Raw genomic sequence first — 16,705 nt, 5'->3', positions numbered from 1 at the left:
CGGGTCGACTACGACCGCCCGCGTCGGGCAGAAGTCGGCCATGAAGGGTCGCTCACGATCCGTTCGCGAACGTCCGCTCATGAGCGCGTCATCGCCCTTCAATGCGATGACGACGATCAGCGCCTTGGGTCTTTGCGGCCAATCACGCCTTATCGTTATCGCCGGTATATGAGCACCCGTTCTAGACTTCATTCGATCTAAGGTTGCCAGCTTTGCAATGAGGGCGCGCGCCCATTGTCCGCTGATGCGCTGATGCGAAGACGGCGGCACCGGCTGGATGACCAGGAGGTCGGCCGCCTCTTGAAAGGAGGCACTGATGGGAAAACGGTTAGAATCGGTTCAAGTGGCCTCCTTGGCGGCTAGCCCGTCGTCCTAGTCTAGGGCACTCTTGCGATCACCCGAATGCATGAAGGCGCCTCCAGATCATCATTGTCGAGTCTTCGGCTCCCCCTTGGAGGGGGTCTACTGCACGTACATCGAGAGTGCTCGTCACTATGGCCGGCACTGGCACGCAACCTACGGGCTGGGACTTCTTGAGCACGGGGCCCAACGCTCGGCCAGTGGACGGGGCCACGTTGATGCATATGCCGGCGACCTGATCACCACCAACCCCGGTGAAGTGCATGACGGCCGTCCGCTTGGTGGCCCTTCGCGCCGCTGGCGGATGGTGTACTTGGACCCCGGCGTGATCGCTTCGATGAAGGGCCACCTCGCCGCTTCCGCCGCACCCGACGTGGAACTGACGCGCCCTGTCATCAAGGACATTGGGCTGAGTCGTGCGTTGCAGCAACTGTTCGGTCGTCTCGAGGACTGGAGTGCCGGGCGATGCCCCACCAGCGCCGATGTGCTCGCATGCGAGGAATCCCTGGTCCAGACCTGCGCGCTACTACTGGATCGCCATGCCACCACCTCACCCATCCGCGAGGCACGGGGCGAAGTGAGGCAAGTGCGCGATCGTATTGCAGACGACCTGCTCAACCCGCCAACGCTCACCGATATGGCAATAATGGCCGGCCTGAGCAAATACCAGCTGCTGCGGCGATTCGAAAAGACCTACGGAGTACCACCCCACTCTTGGCTGCTGCTGCAGCGTGCCGAACGAGCTCGGGGCCTCATCCAGGACGGGTTGAGCCTGGCGCAGGCGGCGGCGTCCTGCGGTTTTGCGGACCAGAGCCACATGACTCGCATCTTCGTTCGCCAATTCGGGTTTACGCCCAGTGCTTGGCGGCGCGCCGTCGCAAGTACGGGTCCGCAATAACGTTCAAGACAAGGGCCTGACCGAGAACGAGACTGGGCGGACCACTTGAAGGAAGTCTGGGCCCATGAACGAAACTTATGTACACGGCTATCATCCGCGGGAGAACGAGCGCCTGAAGGATCAGGCTGGAACGCTAGTTGAGCTGCTGCACTCCGACACTGCATACCCAGCCGGGAGCATGGTGCTCGAGGCCGGGTGCGGCGTCGGCGCCCAGACCGTCACTCTGGCCCAACGGAGCCCGGACGCACGGTTCACGTCGATCGATGTCTGCGCAGACTCGATCGTCGAAGCCAAGCGAAGGGTCGACGGGGCTCGACTCGCCAACGTGGAATTTCGCCAGGCGGACATCTTCGCCTTGCCCTTCAACGCCGAGACCTTCGACCACGTTTTCGTTTGCTTCGTGCTTGAGCACCTCTCGCGGCCAGTTGAGGCTTTGACGATTCTCAACAGGCTGCTCAGGCCCGGCGGCACAATCACCGTTATCGAGGGCGATCACGGATCGACCTGTTTCCATCCCGATACCTCCGCGGCCCGTGCGGCAATCCAGTGCCAAGTCGAGCTGCAGCGGGACGCCGGCGGCAACGCGCTGATCGGCCGACAGCTCTACCCTCTGATGGTCGAGGCGGGTTTCGATGCGGTCCGTATCTCTCCTCGGATGGTGTACGTGGATTCGAGCCGACCCGACTTGGCCGACGGTTTCACGAGGAAGACGTTCACCGCGATGATCGAGGGCATTCGCGAGTCTGCGATATCTGCGGGTCTTATCGCGGCGGAAAATTTCGATGCAGGTGTCCAACATCTCCACCGAACGACCGAGGCCGACGGCGTGTTCTGCTATACCTTCTTCAGGGGCGTCGGCGAGAAAAGGCCGGGCGCCTGACACTGAACGCGGGTATCCACTCGCGACCCGCAAGGCTCACGAGGGGCTGGTCCGGCGGCGTTAGCGAGCGTCCGGTGTGCGGTAGAACAGCGGACATCTCCCGACGGGAGGCGAACGGCAAAAGTGGGTCGGAAGTGTCAGTTCGCCGATCGAGGAAGCTGTCGTTCGGCTGGTCGGTGCCACGACCGTCAGCAATCCGCCTTATCGCTGACGTAGAACACAGCCCGGCCCAATGTCGGCTCTGGCCGAGGAATGGTCAATAGCGGAGGCAGGGAAGTCGATTAGCGGTGAGCTTCAAGCGAAGTGCCAACCAAAACGTATTTCCGTTTTAGCGGGGTGGGTTAAACGTCGTGCGGAAAACTCCCCTCCACAAACGCGCGTGCCTCGGCCTGTCCGGTGCGCGCATAGGCTGCGGTCGTCTGCACCGACGCGTGGCCCAGTAGTGCCTGCGCGACCGGCAACGGCACGCCGTGATCAACTACCAGCGTGCGCGCATAGCCGTGCCGCAGCCAGTGCGTAGACGCCCACTCCAGTGCCGAGCGCATCGCACGATCCTCCGCCGGCAGGCGTTTTGCCGCAAGCGCAAATAACGCCCGGATCTCGTCGTACAGTCCGCTCGGTCCCAGCGCGCGGCTGCGCTCGCTGTGGATCAGCGGCAGGCGTTCCTCGGCGGGCGGATCTTCCGGCAGTCCGATGGCGCGCCGGTAGGCCCGCAGCGCGGGCAGGCAGGTACCGGGCAACGGGATCGCGCGCAGCCGCTGGCCCTTGCCGAGCACGTGCAGCGTCCACTGCCGGGCCGCGTCGACTTCCACGTGCGGCAGCGCCCGTTCCTCGTTCCAGGCGAGTTCGGCGAGCCGCACGCCGCCGTACCGGTAGAGCGCCCAGATCGCGCGGCGCCGCATCCAGAGCACAGCCGGTAGATCGGGTGGCGCGTCACCGGCGGCGACCGCATCGCAGTGCGTGAGCGCGGCGGCGGACAGAAACCGCACCGGGGTCCAGGTCGTGCCCGCGCGGCGTCCGGCAGCGAGGCCTTCGGCCGGGTTGACAGTCAGATACCCCATGCGGTGCCACCACACGAACAGGCTGCAAACTGCGGCAAGCGCGCGGGACACGCTCGCCTGGGAAGCGACAATGATTGCGTCCGGTGTAGCGACATTCATCCTGGCCGGTAGTGAGGAGTCGGAGGCGGCGTAGCCGCCGCAGACGACGAGCTGCCGGCGGCGCCGGGTCGGCGAGGTCTAGGATGGCTGACTGAATCTAAAAAGAGGCGGTCAGCCCATGTCTGGAACCCGCATCACCGACCAACAGGTCCACCTCTACATGAACCAGCGCAAACTTCATCCACAGAAGGTCGCCGCAGCGAAATCGGGCATGAGCGAGCGCACGGCGCGACGCATCGAACGTGAAGCCGGGCTTCCGTCGCAGCAGCCTCGGCGCTACTGGCGCTCGCGTCCTGATCCATTTGCCGACGTATGGGAAGCCGAAGTCGTCCCATTGCTGCGCAGTGCGCCAAAGCTGAAGGCAATCACCCTGCTGCGCAAATTGCAGGACGACCATCCCGAACGCTTTCCCGACAGCATGCGTCGCACGTTTGAGCGGCATGTCAGCCAGTGGCGCGCGCTCGAAGGGCCGAACCAGGAAGTGCTCTTCCCTCAAACGTATCAGCCAGGCGCACGAGGCCTGTCGGACTTCACCCACATGGACAAGCTGTGCGTGAGTATTGGCGGCGTCTCGTTTGACCACCTGCTGTATCACTTTGTGCTGGCGTTCTCGCGCTGGGAATACGCCAGCGTGGTCGATGGCGGGGAGAGCTTCCAGGCGCTCGCGACGGGATTGCAGAACGCGCTGTGGCAGGCCGGCGGCTGCCCACGCGAGCACCGCTCCGACAGTCTGTCGGCGGCCTTCAGGAACCTGCAGGAAGAGGAAGACTTCACGGCTCGCTATGCGGCGCTACTCGATCACTACGGGATGGAAGGTACGCGCAACAATCGTGGCATGGATCATGAGAACGGCAGTGTGGAATCGTCGCATCGCTATCTGAAGGACCAGATCGATCAGGCCCTGGAGCTGCGAGGTCACCGCGACTTCGCGGACCGCGCCGCGTACGACGAGTTCGTGCGCGGAGTGGTGATGCAATTTCATGCCGAAATACCACTGCTTGCCTTTGCGCGTCTGATGCATCTCCGGGTCGCGCGCCTGCTGCCTGTTCTTGGTCGAACTGGGGGCGGCGATCAACGTCGCGTCCACGATGGTGCCGCTGGCAAGCTTCATACCGCTGGCTTGCAGCACCCGCCCCACCTCGGCGAAGAGCCGCTCACCCAGTTGGTGCTTCTCAAGCAGGCGCCGGAATTTAAGCAGAGTTGTCGCATCCGGTACGGCTTCGCAGCCCAGATCAATGCCCACAAAGCGACGCAGGCTGGTGCTGTCATACAGAGCCTCTTCGCAAGCGAAGTCGGCGAGATTGAACCAGTGCTGCACGAAATGAATCCGCAGCATGCGCTCCAAACCAATCGGCGGGCGACCGTTGCCGCGTTTCGGGTAATACGGTTCGATCACCGCGCACAGTCCGGTCCACGGAACGATCGTGTTCTCAACAGCCTGCTGGGCTTTCGACCAGTACCGTGTCAGAATTCCCAAGGCTGCTTGCGAAGGGAGGATATCCCTGTGTTTGCTCCGAAAAACGCCAAGGCAGAAACGAAGTTCGCGACGGGTCCAACCAGCGGCCTGTCGCCCAAGCGCTCGACGCGCGTGGGGCAACGTTTGGGTCTAAACCCGATGGCGAAAAACGTTGGTTGCGATGAGGAGCAGGAGGGCGATCGCGCGGAGAACGAGAATACCCGTCAGGCACCGCGTGGTTCCTCGTGGGATTTCAGCAAGATTCCGTTGTTCCCACCTGCCCATGCAAGCCGGGAGGAGGGAAGGAGAAAGCCGCAGGCCACGCCTCGCAGCCGTGCCGCGGCGTCGGACAACGAGGTGCCCGCACTCGTGCATGACGTGCTCCATTCGCCCGGGCAAGCACTTGACCTATCCACCCGAGCATTGATGGAACCTCACTTCGGGTTCGATTTCAGCCTGGTCCGGGTGCATACCGACATGCTCGCCGCGGAGTCGGCGCGAGCGGTGGGTGCACGCGCTTATACCGTAGGCCAGCACATCGCATTCGCGCCGGGTCAATTTGCGCCGAATACCACAAGGGGTAGGCGACTGCTGTTGCATGAATTGACCCATACGCTGCAACAGAGGCGTGCGTCATGGTCCGACGACGGCGGCAAGGCGATGGACGTCGGACCAACCCATGACATTTACGAAACCGAGGCCGCAAAGGCCGCTTCATCTCAGACGAAGTGGGCGACGGCGATCAGTTCTGCGGAGCCGAGCGTGAGGAACTTGCGTTTGCAGCGCGCCCCCCCGGAAGGCACTGTGGACGTCGACGTGGAGCAAACGCCGGAGCCGCCCGGCGTCAATCTGCCCAAGGTCAGCGGGACGACGCTGGCAGCCGTCGGCGGCACTCCGTATGCGACGATTCTGCCCGGGTACTCGCAGGATGGAGACACCTGCGGCGCTGCGTCGCTGGTCAGCGCCCTTATCATTTGGGACCGGGAGCACTGGAAACCCTCCGAACCGAACAGTCGGGTGGTGACCGCGTGCAATCTCATCTTGGCGGAGTTTATCCGCCGTGGTGACGCGGTCGTCAAGGAGTGGACAGCGCACCCGACTCCAGAAGTCCGTCGTATTGCGGCGGCGGTTCCCGGCTCAAAAGTGAGCGACGTCTTTGAGGAGATTCGCGCAAAGTTGAATAAGGATCTGTCGACCGTCCGCGATACCGGCAAGCGACCTGGCGCAAAAATCTCCGAGGGCGATTACCAGACAATCGGCACCGCGTTGTACTTTCTGTGGAACCTGGGCAGCAGCCACGGCTTGAGTTCTGGCGCTATCGAGGGCATTCAGAACGCACTTGGATTAGCTGAAAGCAAACGGGGCGCCTCTGTCAATATCCAGAGCTTTGACGATATTTTTTCTAGTCCCGTTGTCGTCGGTCTCCAGCCGGATCAGATTGTGCAAGTGGGTTGGTTCGTGAAGACGGGACAGCAGCACGCGTTTCTAATTGGCCGGTTGCAGTCCGGCAGTTGGTTCCTCTCGGATCAAGGTCCTAAGCCGGCTGTCGAGTATATAGAGGCCTCGCTCGTTGGCCTGCAAGGCACAGTGGCTCGCGCTACGCGTTCCGGCAGCTATTGGCTGTACGCCGGCACGGTCGCTGGTTATCTGGCCGCCGGAGGCCTCATCCCGGGTTGGCTGGGAGTCAAGCTTCTCGGATCGGAAAAAGGCGTCGAATCAAAGGCGCAGGATCTGATTGGTTCGGGCGCATTCCTCGGAGAAGTGGATGCTGGAATGTTTGCCTTTGCAAGCCGGATCACACGGGATGCTTTTATCGCACGAGTCTATAGCCTGGGGGAAGCGCAAGCCCGGTTCCCTGCGTCCAGCCGCGGTGGTGGGGTCATCTTGGAAGCGCCAGAAGGGGTCTTCACTCTCTACAGCACTTCGGCTGTTTCCCAAAAGAACGTTTCTCAAACCACGCTCGACGCCAGCGGCTCGAAGGACGGAGTCCTCGGCCGGAAGCCGCCACCGCTTTTACATGGGTGGATTATCCTGGGCACTTCTAGCGGCTTGCATGGAAGCTGGTTTGCTGTTTTCTGAGAACGTACGCCGCCTGCACAGCAGCATCGGCTATTGTTCGCCGCTCGAATTCGAAAATATGAACGCAAAAACGCAAACCGTATCGCGCGCGGGTTGCCCACCGCCGGGCAGCGTCATGGTCGTGAGAGGCGACCCGCGACACAACACATACGGAAGGGAGGACTAACACAGCATTGAACCCAACTGCAGATCTATCCGTCGAAGCGGGTCAACCTCAAAGTTGTATCTAATTGATTGGGTATAGATCAGTGACAAGTCCAGATCAAGGCAGTCCGCATCGCGCTGTCGGAAGAGTGAAATTTCGAGGAAATTTACGTCAATAGGTAGTATTGAAACGCCCAAAAATATTCGCGGGAAACGTCCTTAATATAGAACCGTTCAAACAGCAATTGCGCGTGCGAAATAGTGACCCAAGGGTGAAGGGTGGAAGGTTAATTAACGACCAATCGAAAACCAAGGAACTGTGAATTCGTGAACCGCAAAGGGACCACGATGGAAATGCTCGTGAGACACTCGACTTCAAATGAGTCGTGTTGGAAGCAACCCCATCGGATGGGTGCCTACTGTGACGAGATGCTTGATAACAAAAAGGACCGCAATGCTTTGGAGCGTGACAGCATCCTCACCCCGATGAAGTCACGCAACTGTGCGCGTTGGTCGATGCCTTTCCGCATTTGTGGTAGGCGCGGGAAATCGTTATCCTAATTCGCGCTGGTGCTTCAAGTTTCACCGTCAAGCGCATCAATAAACGCGGTGACGAGTCTACGGACCTTCGGCACATGCCGATGTACTGAGGCAATAGCAGACGGGAGACTTGCCAACGTCAGATATCGCGGATACCTAATCTATCTCGCTACCCGTGAAAGGCACTTGCTCTATTACGAAACTACTACTAGATTTATTGGGCACTTCCATTGCTTCGCTTGGTATTTGCCGCATGCGCTGACATCGCGGTCGTTTCTGATTTGCTCGCCGGGATAGGTCCGGCGTATTCACAGGCTCGGTACACGACACAAGAACGGTACTCAAGCCAGACTCGCCAGCAAAAATTCGATACCCAAATCGGAGGGAGGACGGATTTATGCCCACGCTTACCTACCCTGGGGTCTATGTAGAGGAACTCCCGAGCGGCGTCCACTCCATTACCGGAGTGGCCACCTCTATTGCGGCCTTTATCGGCTGGGCTCCGCAGGGGCCGGTCGATGAAGCGGTGCTGGTGGAGAGCTGGCCCGGCTATGAGGCGCTCTTTGGCGGATTGAACTCGAATAGCCTGCTCGGCTACTCAGTCAATCAGTTCTTTGCCAATGGCGGCCAGCAGGCGTACATCGTGCGGCTGGTGTGGGATGGCTCGCTTCCGCCGGCTCCGGGCACGAATCCGGTTTCCGCGGCGACCGCGGTGGCAACCGGCGCCGGATATGCGACGGCGCAGATTACTGCATCGCTGGGGGCGATTGTTTCACCGGCCGCGTCGGTGAGCGTGGGTGCGCCGGTGCTGCAGAGCATCAGCATCGCGCCGGCCGCGCTGCCGCCGATTCCGCTGGGGGCTGGGCTGACGTTCACCGCTACCGGAAACAGGTCGGACGGGAGCCGCGCCGGGCTGGCAGGGGCAAGCTGGTCTTCAAGCGACACCGGAGTTATTTCGATCGGAGCGGGCGGGGTGGCTACGGCAACCGGAGCGGGCACCGCTACGATTACGGCGACCTCCGGAATGATCTCGAGTGCTCTGACTGTGACCGTGGCACCCGTAGCGCTCAGCGCGATCACTATCTCACCGAAGACGATTCCGGCCTTTGGGCTGGGACATGCGCCGCCGGCAACCGGACAGCCGCTGATCGGCCCTTCGCAACAGCTCTCGGCGACCGGGACGTATCTCGACGGCACAACGCAGGATCTGACCAATGTGGCGACCTGGGCCTCGAGCGTACCGGGCTCAGTCGGGGTCAGCGCTTCAGGGCTGGTTACGCCGCTTGGTGCAGCGGGGAGCTCCAATATCACTGCAAAGTGGATGGGCACGACTTCAGCTCCCGTGGCGGTGACGGTGAACGCTGCTGCAGATCTGATTGGCCTCGCGATTCATCCGGGCGGACCAGTGGCGGTGGCTACGCAACAAGTCCAGTTCACGGCCAATGCATCGTTCTCTGACCTTTCAAGTTCTGTCCTGGGAGCGCTGGTTGCGCCGGACGGATGGGCGTCAAGTAACACAGCGGTAGCCACCATCAACGCCTCGAGCGGGCTGGCTACGGCGGTCGCTCCGGGAGCGACGACGATCACGGTAACCTCGAACGGCGTAACGTCGAGCGCAACCCTTGCGGTGACTGCGGCTGTACTGAACGCGGTCGCGATTAGCCCCACCAATCCCTCGGTGGCGGAGGGCCTGACGCTGCAACTTAAGGCGACTGGCATCTACTCGGACGGGACCAATGCCGACCTGACTTCGAGCGTTGTGTGGAGCTCGGGAAATGCAAATCTGGGTATCGGTGCGGAGACCGGCATTGCTACGGGCGTCACGGTCGACGCAGCCGGTGTGACGGTGCAGGCGACGTGGGCGACCGTCACCGGAAAAACGACCGTAACGGTGACCGCGCCGGTGCTGCAGTCGCTGGCGATTACACCTTCGCCAGTGAATGTGGGCAGTGGCGGGACGGCGCAGCTAACGGCGACGGGCACCTTCTCAGGGGGAGGAACTCAGGACCTGACCAACACGGTGAAGTGGAACTCCTCGGCTCGGGGTGTGGCCACGGTGAGTCCGACGGGGTTGGTTTCCGGGGTGGCGCTGGGCGGCTCGCTTACGCTCTTTGCAGCTAACCCCGGAGCGTGGGGCAACAATTTGCGAGTGAGCATCTCACCACAGCTTGCTGACCCAACCCGGTTTGGGCTGCTCGTGCAGCAGATCACGCCGACCGGCTCGCTGCAGACGCTTGAGAACTTCGTCAATCTGTCGACCGTCACGACCGACTCGAATTATGTGGTCGCGGTGATCGACAACGACTCGAATCACCTGAGCTTCATTCCGCCTGGGTCGACGGTTCCCATTGCGCCGACGGCAGCTCCTTCGGCGACGCCATCGGGGTCGCCGATCGCGCTGAGCGGCGGCGCGGACGGGACTGCTCTGTGGCCGGCTACGGATCAGAATTTTGAGCTGGTGATGTTATCTTCCACGACCGGCGGCCGGCAGTTGCTGGACCGGGTGGACATCTTCAACCTGCTGTGCGTCCCGGGCGAAACGGATGCGCCGGCGATTTCCAAACTGCAGGACTACTGCGCCGGCAGGCGTGCCTTCTATATTGTGGATTCGCCGCCCCACGCGACTATTTCTGGCTTGACTGGTTCCGGGCCGGTGGGCAGCACCGCTGGCCCGATCACCACCGCGCCTAATTCGGCCAACTCTGCGTACTACTTCCCCTGGGTCGAGGCTCCCGATCCGCTGATGGGTAATCGGCCTTCGCTCTATCCTCCCTGCGGATTTGTAGCAGGCATCTATGCCGCCACCGATGGTAGCCGTGGAGTGTGGAAGGCTCCGGCGGGTATTCAGGCGGGACTTACCGGGGTAAGCGGACTGCAGTACACGTTGACCGACATCGAGAACGGCGACCTGAACATCCAGGCCATCAACTGCATGCGCGAGTTCAAGGTGTATGGAGACGTGGTCTGGGGCGCGCGCACGCTGTCCGGCAACGATCAGGCTGGCTCGGAGTGGAAGTACATTCCAATCCGGCGGCTCGCGCTCTACATCGAATCGAGCCTGCTTGACGGCACACAGTGGATCGTCTTCGAGCCGAATGACGCGCCGCTGTGGAGCCAGATCCGGCTCAATGTCGGCGCGTTCATGCAGGGGCTGTTTCTGCAGGGTGCTTTCCAGGGGACGAGCCCTTCGCAGGCCTACTTCGTGAAGTGTGATGCGGAGAACAATCCGCAGTCCAGCATCGATCTCGGGATCGTCAATATCCTGGTGGGTTTTGCGCCGCTCTATCCGGCCGAGTTCGTCGTCATTCAGATTCAGCAGATAGCCGGGCAGCTCTCGTGAGTGCACCCAGGAGGAAATCCGATGGCAATTTTTCCTGCAAATCCGAAGCGGCTGGACCCGTACAAGAACTTCAAGTACCGGCTCAAGTGGGATGGCGCCTACATCGCCGGCATCAGCAAGATGAGCACGCTCAAGCGCACCACCGAAGTAGTGGAGCATCGCGAAGGCGGCGATCCGTCTACCTCGCACAAGTCGCCGGGGCGAAACAAATTCGACGCGATTACGCTGGAACGCGGGCTGACCCAGGACAAGGCCTTTCATGACTGGGCGGGACTGGTTTGGAACTTTGGCGCGGCGCTGGGGGCGGAGGTTTCGTTGGCCAACATGAGGAAGAACATCTACCTCGAGCTCTACAACGAGGCCGGACAACTGGTGATGGCGTACAAGATTTACCGCTGCTGGGTTTCGGAGTACCAGGCGATGCCCGACCTCGATGCCAACGCGAACGCCGTGGCCATCGAGCACATCAAGCTCGAGAACGAGGGCTGGGAGCGGGACACCAGCGTCACCGAACCGGTCGAGCCGACACTGACGAATGTGGCCAGCTAAATGGCCGGGCTGAACATGACAGATGTCGACCTGGTCGCTTTGGGCAATGCCGAGTTCCTGGAGCTTTGGGAGCACGGCTATCGGCTGCATCCCTTGGACCGGGCGCTGCTGGCGATTCGGACTTCGCTGCCACCAGGCGCGACAACCGACGAGCCGGTGGCCGACTGGCCCTTGGGGCGACGCAACCGGGCGCTGGCCCAGGTGCGCATGCTCTATTTCGGACCTCGATTGGAGGGCTGGACCGTCTGTCCGCAATGCGGGGAGAAGCTTGAGTTTGAAGTGGACTGCGCGGCGATTGCCGCGACTCCTTTGCCGGAGATGGAAAGACGGGTTTCGGCGAGAGGGGGCGTGTATCGCTTGCCGACCAGTCGGGACCTCGCGCTGGTGGCGGGCGAGGCGGACGCCGAGCGGGCGGCGCTTCAACTGCTGGAGCGTTGCACGCTCGAACGAAACATGACCGGTGAGGGAGACAGCCTGACGCCCGCTGCAATCGATGAAATCGCAGCGAGGATGGCGGAGGCCGATCCAATTGCTGAGATCACACTCGGCTTCGAGTGCCCCGTCTGCAGCCGTGCGAGCCAGGAGGTGCTCGATCTGGCGGTTTTTCTGTGGTCGGAGATAGAGTCGCGGGCGCGGCGACTGCTCTCGGAGGTGCATGCCCTGGCTGCCGCTTACGGATGGACCGAGGCGGCGATTCTGGGCATGAGCGAGCTGCGGCGCGCCACGTACCTGAGGATGGTGGAAGCATGAGCAATTTCCTTCAACGGATCGCTTCGATGGCGGCGCCGGCTCAAAGCCTGGCCAGGCCGCGACTTCGGCCAATGCTTGGGTCAATCTTTGCCCCTGTGGCGCCTCTGGTGTCTGCTGCGACGGGGCCACCCGATAGCTTGGAGACGAATGCTGAAACGCAGGCGGCCCGCGCGAAAGTTGAGATGAACTTGGGAAACTCCGATCGTCTATTGACTTCGACGCAACCGAGCAGCTCTTCGGCGGGGTCCGCAACGCCTGTCTCGAGACTCGCGTCTCTCAGCGAGCCGCCGCTCCTGCGCGGAGACTACAGCGGCGACACATCGAACCATGCTCGACTCGGTCGCACGGAGCAACACGAAAATTCGATTGTCAGTCGGCCGAGCGAGAAGTCTCGCGGCGAGCAGTCTGCGAGGGGTTCCGAGACGCGTCCATTTGAGGCCGCTGATTCCTCGCCTGGTTCTCGACCCGAGCGGTCGCGGGCGCAACAGAATCCGACAGCCATTCCGCTGCAGGCAACGCAGGCAACGCAGGCAACGCAGGCAACGCACGCAACACACGCAACACACGCAATGCGGGCAACCGCACCGCCTCGCATCGATGCCGTTCTCCGGGCGTCTGCGCAGCGCGTCGAGCCGGACGAGATTCACATTCACATAGGACGGGTCGAGGTCGCGGCTGTTGCTCCACAGCCGCAGCGACTGGCTGCGGCTGCGCCTCGCAAGGGGCTGAGTCTCGATGAGTACCTGCGCCGCGGCAGTGGAGGCCAGCGATGAGCAACGCCTTCGCGGTGCCGGCGGTGACCGCGGTGCTGCAGCATTTTCTAGGCAATGCCTTAGGCGAACTCAGTGCGCTCTTTGGAACGGTGAAGCTTTCCGCCAAGGCGCCCGACCTCGTACAGGCTGAGATTGGCAGCGGGGCAACGGAACAGAACCAGGTCAATCTCTTTCTGCACCAGGTGACCTATAACCAGGGCTGGCGCAACGTCGGATTGCCATCGCTCGGGGCGGACGGACGAACGCTGAATTCGAACCCGCCCATGGCGCTCGACCTGCATTATCTTCTGACCGCTTATGGGTCGGAGGACTGGCAGGCTGAGGCGCTGCTGGGCCATGCGCTGCTGATGCTGCACCGCTTTCCGGTAATTGCGCGGGCCGATATTGCCACCGCGCTGACCGCGCTGCCGGCCACTGCTTTTGCATTGGCCCTCAATGCTTCCGGTCTGGCCGACCAGTTGGAGATGATCAAGATCACGCCTTCGCTGCTCAATCGTGAGGAGATGGCGTGGCTCTGGACGGCGCTCAAGGCTGACTATCGCCCGACCTTTCCCTTTCAGGCTTCGGTGGTGCTGATCGAGCCTGAAACGCAGCTCGGCTTTGCGCTGCCGGTGCTGAGCCGAAACATCGTGGCCAACGCCATTCAGCCGGCGCAGCTGCTTGCAATAGCTCCGCCAGATAAGCAGATCTCGGCGGCCGCCGGGGATACCGTCACGATCACCGGAGAGTTTCTCAATGGCGCGACGACGGTGATGTTGAGCTACCCAAGGCTGGGGGCGCAGGCTCCCGCTGCCGCCATCAACGTCACCGCCAACTCGTTGCAGTTTGTGGTCCCGGCGGACACGGTTGCTTTGCCGGTACCAGCGGGCATCTACTCGATCTCGGTGAACTTTGAGAATCCGCCGGGCAATGTGGTGCAAACGACCAATTCCGTGCCCTTTGCGGTAGCTCCGGTGCTGCAACTGCTGCCCGCGCCGGGGGTGGTGCAGACCGGAACCTCAACGATCATCCAGGCTACGTTCACGCCGGTGGCGCGGCCCAACCAGAAGGTCTTGCTGGCCATCGGCAGCCAGTCGGCGCCATCCGAGCCTTTTGAAGCGAACAGCGGAACGCTCAGCTTTACCTTTGCTCCGCCTCTCGCGGCAGGCAAGCAGCTAGCGAGGCTGATCGTCGATGGAGCGCCCAGCCAGGTGATGGTGAATTGGCCAACGACGCCGGGCGGCACGCCGACCTTTGATCAAAGCTTCTGGGTGACGATATGAACGCGACCCAGATCAGCTCCGCCATTCGAGAAACGGTGCTGCCGGACCAACTGCGGGCGGCTTCGTGGACGGAGGCCAACCAGGCTTGTCTCGCGATGGAGTTCGCGCGGCTGCGACGGCGTCTGGGAACGAGCCTGCCTGCCAGCGGCGATGACGACGAGGCACAAGCGGCTTTGCAGGAGCTCCGGGAGTCGCTCGATCCACCGGCGGCAATCGATCAGCTGGCTGAGACCTTCTCTCTAAGCGAATTCGAGAGACAGATCGTTTTACTGGCTGCGGGGATCGAGATGGACTCGGCGCTGGCCCGGCAGGTGAGCGAGTGGCAGGGTGGGGAGCGGCGCGGGAGTATCAGCTTTGGCATGGCTCTCGGCACTCTCGATCATCCGCACTGGAGCGCGCTTGCGCCGTCGGCTTCGCTGAGAAGCGCGCGCCTGATCGAGATGGAGTCGGGCTTCGGACTGACCGCCGCACCGCTGCGCATCGACGAGCGCATTCTGCATTATCTGGCGGGAGTGAACAGACTGGATTCCCGACTTGAGCCGCTCATGCAGGAGCGCGTCTATCCGCACTGGATCGCCGATGAGCATGCAGGCCTCGCTGGAGAGATTGTTTCTCTTCCCGGTATCGAGTCGGCGCAAGCGCCGATCATCCATCTCAGTGGCAACGACGCGAGCGGTCAGGAAGATGTTGCCGCGCTTGTGGCACATCGGCAGGGCCGGCAGTTGCAGGTTCTGCCTTTCGAGAATTTTCCAGCTCCAGGTTCTGGAGATAGCGCTTCCGACGATCCGGCCCACTCGGCTGCGCAGTTTGTGGCTCTGTGGACACGCGATGCCGCGCTCCTGCCGGCGATGCTCATCGTGCAGTGCGCAGCGGCGCAGCCCAGTGCCGCGGCCCTGAAGGCAATCGAACGGCTCCCTGTTCCGCTTGTCGTAGCGAGCCGTGAGCCGCTGCGGCTCACGCGGCCCTCGGTTCGCTATACGGTGAACAGGCCCGAGCCTGCCAGCCAGAAGCGATTGTGGTCGATGGCGCTGGGACCGGCCGGCGCAAAGGACATGAACGACTCGGGCAATCTCATCGACGATCTGGCCGAGCAGTTCCGGCTCAGCGCGCAGACGATTGCTTCGGTGGGCGCGGCGGCTCATGGCGCGAGGGAAAGCGAATCGTCCGTCGTGCCAGATGTGACCGAGCGACTCTGGGGCGCTTGCCGGTCGCTGTCGCGTCCGCGACTCGAGGACCTGGCTGAACGCATTGTGCCGGCGAGCGAATGGGATGACCTGATCTTGCCCGCCATGCAGAAAGATACGCTCCGCCGTCTGGCCGACCAGGCGCGCTTTCGCATGACGGTGTACGAGTCTTGGGGATTTGCGGCGCGCGGGCGGCGCGGGCTGGGCATCAGTGCGCTCTTTGCCGGTCCGAGCGGAACGGGCAAAACGCTGGCTGCCGAAGTGCTGGCCAAAGAACTGCGTCTCGATCTCTTCCGTATCGATCTCTCCGCGGTGGTGAGCAAGTACATCGGCGAATCGGAGAAGAATCTCAGGCAGGTCTTTGACGCAGCGGAAGAAGGCGGCGTACTGCTGCTTTTCGATGAGGCCGATGCACTTTTCGGCAAGCGTGCCGAGGTGAAAGACAGCCACGACCGCTATGCCAACATTGAGGTCAGCTACCTGCTGCAGCGGATGGAAAACTTCCAGGGCCTGGCGGTGCTGACCACCAATCTCAAGTCTTCGCTGGATAAGGCATTTCAGCGACGGCTAAGATTTTCCGTCGACTTTCCTTTCCCAGGGCCGTTGGAGCGGGAGGCAATCTGGCGGCGTGTGTTTCCAGCACAAGCGCCGACGCAGGGCCTCGATCCCGGCCTGCTCGCGCAGCTCAGAATGACCGGCGGCAGCATCCGCAACATCGCGCTGAATGCGGCGTTTCTCGCTGCGGGAGAGCGGGTTCCTATTGCCATGGTTCACGTGTTGCGGGCGGCAAAACAGGAAGCAATGAAGGTGGAGCGTCCGTTGGCGGAAGCAGAGATTCGGGGGTGGGCATGAGCAGGATTCATGTGAGCATCGACCGGCTGGTGCTGAGCGGGATGGACCCGGCGGCGCGGACAGCGTTTGTGGATGGCCTAAAGAGCCAACTGACCGAAATGCTCGCGCAGCGCGAGGGCCGCGAGGCGTGGGCCCGCAATCATCGAACACCCGTTTTGAAGCTGGGGCAGATGGCGCAGACGCCGGGAATAAGCGGTGCGCGGAGGCTCGGCAATCAGGTGGCGCGCGGCATTGGGAAGGGGCTCAAGCCATGAGCCGCGTCAACGCGACGGCTGCACCCGCTCAAGCCGCCAAAACGGCGATGGCACCGACCTCCAATCGTGCGTCCGCGCGAGGGCGGACGAATACGGACGCGCTTGCGAACGAGGACAAGCTCGACGAACGGATTGCAGAAGAGTGGCAATGGTCGATTGGGCAAATGTCACTTGATGCTCCACCGAAGAGTCCTGCGAGGCCGGCGCGCCGTGGCCTTCCCGCT

General features: G+C 62.1%; 10 protein-coding genes and 2 pseudogenes. 10 read left to right on the top strand and 2 right to left on the bottom strand.

Annotation, left to right across the window (positions count from 1 at the left end):
* The first annotated feature begins 406 nt into the window (after positions 1-406).
* Together OKW29_RS14125 and OKW29_RS14120 are read left to right on the top strand one after the other, a co-directional pair.
* Positions 407-1,258: a helix-turn-helix domain-containing protein gene (locus tag OKW29_RS14125; protein WP_429291498.1), complete on the top strand. Its 852-nt coding sequence runs from the start codon at positions 407-409 to the stop codon at positions 1,256-1,258.
* Positions 1,259-1,322: 64 nt separating this feature from the next.
* Entirely contained in the window at positions 1,323-2,138 is an 816-nt protein-coding gene (locus tag OKW29_RS14120) for a methyltransferase domain-containing protein (protein ID WP_429291497.1), read from the top strand.
* 341 nt (positions 2,139-2,479) lie between these two features.
* Here the strand turns inward: OKW29_RS14120 and OKW29_RS14115 are convergent, their stop codons facing one another.
* Positions 2,480-3,298: a tyrosine-type recombinase/integrase gene (locus OKW29_RS14115; RefSeq protein ID WP_429291496.1), complete on the bottom strand. Its 819-nt coding sequence runs from the start codon at positions 3,296-3,298 to the stop codon at positions 2,480-2,482.
* A 118-nt stretch (positions 3,299-3,416) separates the two neighbouring features.
* On the opposite strand from OKW29_RS14115, the pseudogene istA reads away from it, so the two are divergent.
* Positions 3,417-4,274: pseudogene (gene istA / locus OKW29_RS14110) on the top strand (IS21 family transposase); the annotation flags it as partial.
* Here istA and OKW29_RS14105 read toward each other — a convergent pair.
* Positions 4,269-4,721, bottom strand: a pseudogene (locus OKW29_RS14105) (IS5 family transposase); the annotation flags it as partial. The pseudogenes istA and OKW29_RS14105 sit on opposite strands and share 6 nt — an antisense overlap.
* Between OKW29_RS14105 and OKW29_RS14100 the strand changes: the two are divergent.
* From OKW29_RS14100 to OKW29_RS14070, 7 genes are all read left to right on the top strand, one after another.
* Positions 4,620-6,833, top strand: a complete 2,214-nt coding sequence (locus OKW29_RS14100) for a DUF4157 domain-containing protein (protein WP_429292506.1) — start codon at positions 4,620-4,622, stop codon at positions 6,831-6,833. The pseudogene OKW29_RS14105 and the gene OKW29_RS14100 overlap by 102 nt on opposite strands.
* A 1,081-nt stretch (positions 6,834-7,914) precedes the next feature.
* The gene (locus OKW29_RS14095; protein WP_429291495.1) at positions 7,915-10,857 is read left to right on the top strand and encodes an Ig-like domain-containing protein; all 2,943 of its coding nucleotides are present in this window, start codon (positions 7,915-7,917) and stop codon (positions 10,855-10,857) included.
* Between the two features lie 21 nt (positions 10,858-10,878).
* Positions 10,879-11,406: a phage tail protein gene (locus OKW29_RS14090; RefSeq protein WP_429291494.1), complete on the top strand. Its 528-nt coding sequence runs from the start codon at positions 10,879-10,881 to the stop codon at positions 11,404-11,406.
* Positions 11,407-12,156, top strand: coding sequence for a hypothetical protein (locus tag OKW29_RS14085; RefSeq protein ID WP_429291493.1), 750 nt, complete (start codon positions 11,407-11,409; stop codon positions 12,154-12,156).
* Between the two features lie 769 nt (positions 12,157-12,925).
* A complete protein-coding gene (locus tag OKW29_RS14080) occupies positions 12,926-14,191 on the top strand; it encodes a Pvc16 family protein (RefSeq protein ID WP_429291492.1) in 1,266 nt (421 codons plus the stop codon).
* The gene (locus tag OKW29_RS14075; RefSeq protein WP_429291491.1) at positions 14,188-16,227 is read left to right on the top strand and encodes an ATP-binding protein; all 2,040 of its coding nucleotides are present in this window, start codon (positions 14,188-14,190) and stop codon (positions 16,225-16,227) included. Before OKW29_RS14080 ends, OKW29_RS14075 begins: the two co-directional genes overlap by 4 nt.
* Positions 16,224-16,481 (top strand): hypothetical protein, encoded by a 258-nt coding sequence (locus OKW29_RS14070; protein WP_429291490.1) that lies wholly within the window; start codon positions 16,224-16,226, stop codon positions 16,479-16,481. The genes OKW29_RS14075 and OKW29_RS14070 overlap by 4 nt, the downstream gene beginning before the upstream one ends.
* Positions 16,482-16,705: the final 224 nt, after the last annotated feature.

This window comes from Paraburkholderia sp. CI3 (assembly GCF_050436505.1).
In the GTDB taxonomy this organism is placed as follows: domain Bacteria; phylum Pseudomonadota; class Gammaproteobacteria; order Burkholderiales; family Burkholderiaceae; genus Paraburkholderia; species Paraburkholderia tuberum.
The sequence above is the reverse complement of the archived record's forward strand: the minus strand, read 5'-3'. Positions and strand labels throughout refer to the sequence as shown.

Coding starts and splice junctions, on each gene's coding strand:
- OKW29_RS14075 (WP_429291491.1), top strand. CDS start 14,188: ATGAACGCGACCCAGATCAGCTCCGCCATTCGAGAAACGGTGCTGCCG.
- OKW29_RS14070 (WP_429291490.1), top strand. CDS start 16,224: ATGAGCAGGATTCATGTGAGCATCGACCGGCTGGTGCTGAGCGGGATG.
- OKW29_RS14080 (WP_429291492.1), top strand. CDS start 12,926: ATGAGCAACGCCTTCGCGGTGCCGGCGGTGACCGCGGTGCTGCAGCAT.
- OKW29_RS14090 (WP_429291494.1), top strand. CDS start 10,879: ATGGCAATTTTTCCTGCAAATCCGAAGCGGCTGGACCCGTACAAGAAC.
- OKW29_RS14085 (WP_429291493.1), top strand. CDS start 11,407: ATGGCCGGGCTGAACATGACAGATGTCGACCTGGTCGCTTTGGGCAAT.
- OKW29_RS14120 (WP_429291497.1), top strand. CDS start 1,323: ATGAACGAAACTTATGTACACGGCTATCATCCGCGGGAGAACGAGCGC.
- OKW29_RS14100 (WP_429292506.1), top strand. CDS start 4,620: ATGAATCCGCAGCATGCGCTCCAAACCAATCGGCGGGCGACCGTTGCC.
- OKW29_RS14095 (WP_429291495.1), top strand. CDS start 7,915: ATGCCCACGCTTACCTACCCTGGGGTCTATGTAGAGGAACTCCCGAGC.
- OKW29_RS14115 (WP_429291496.1), bottom strand. CDS start 3,298: ATGAATGTCGCTACACCGGACGCAATCATTGTCGCTTCCCAGGCGAGC.
- OKW29_RS14125 (WP_429291498.1), top strand. CDS start 407: ATGAAGGCGCCTCCAGATCATCATTGTCGAGTCTTCGGCTCCCCCTTG.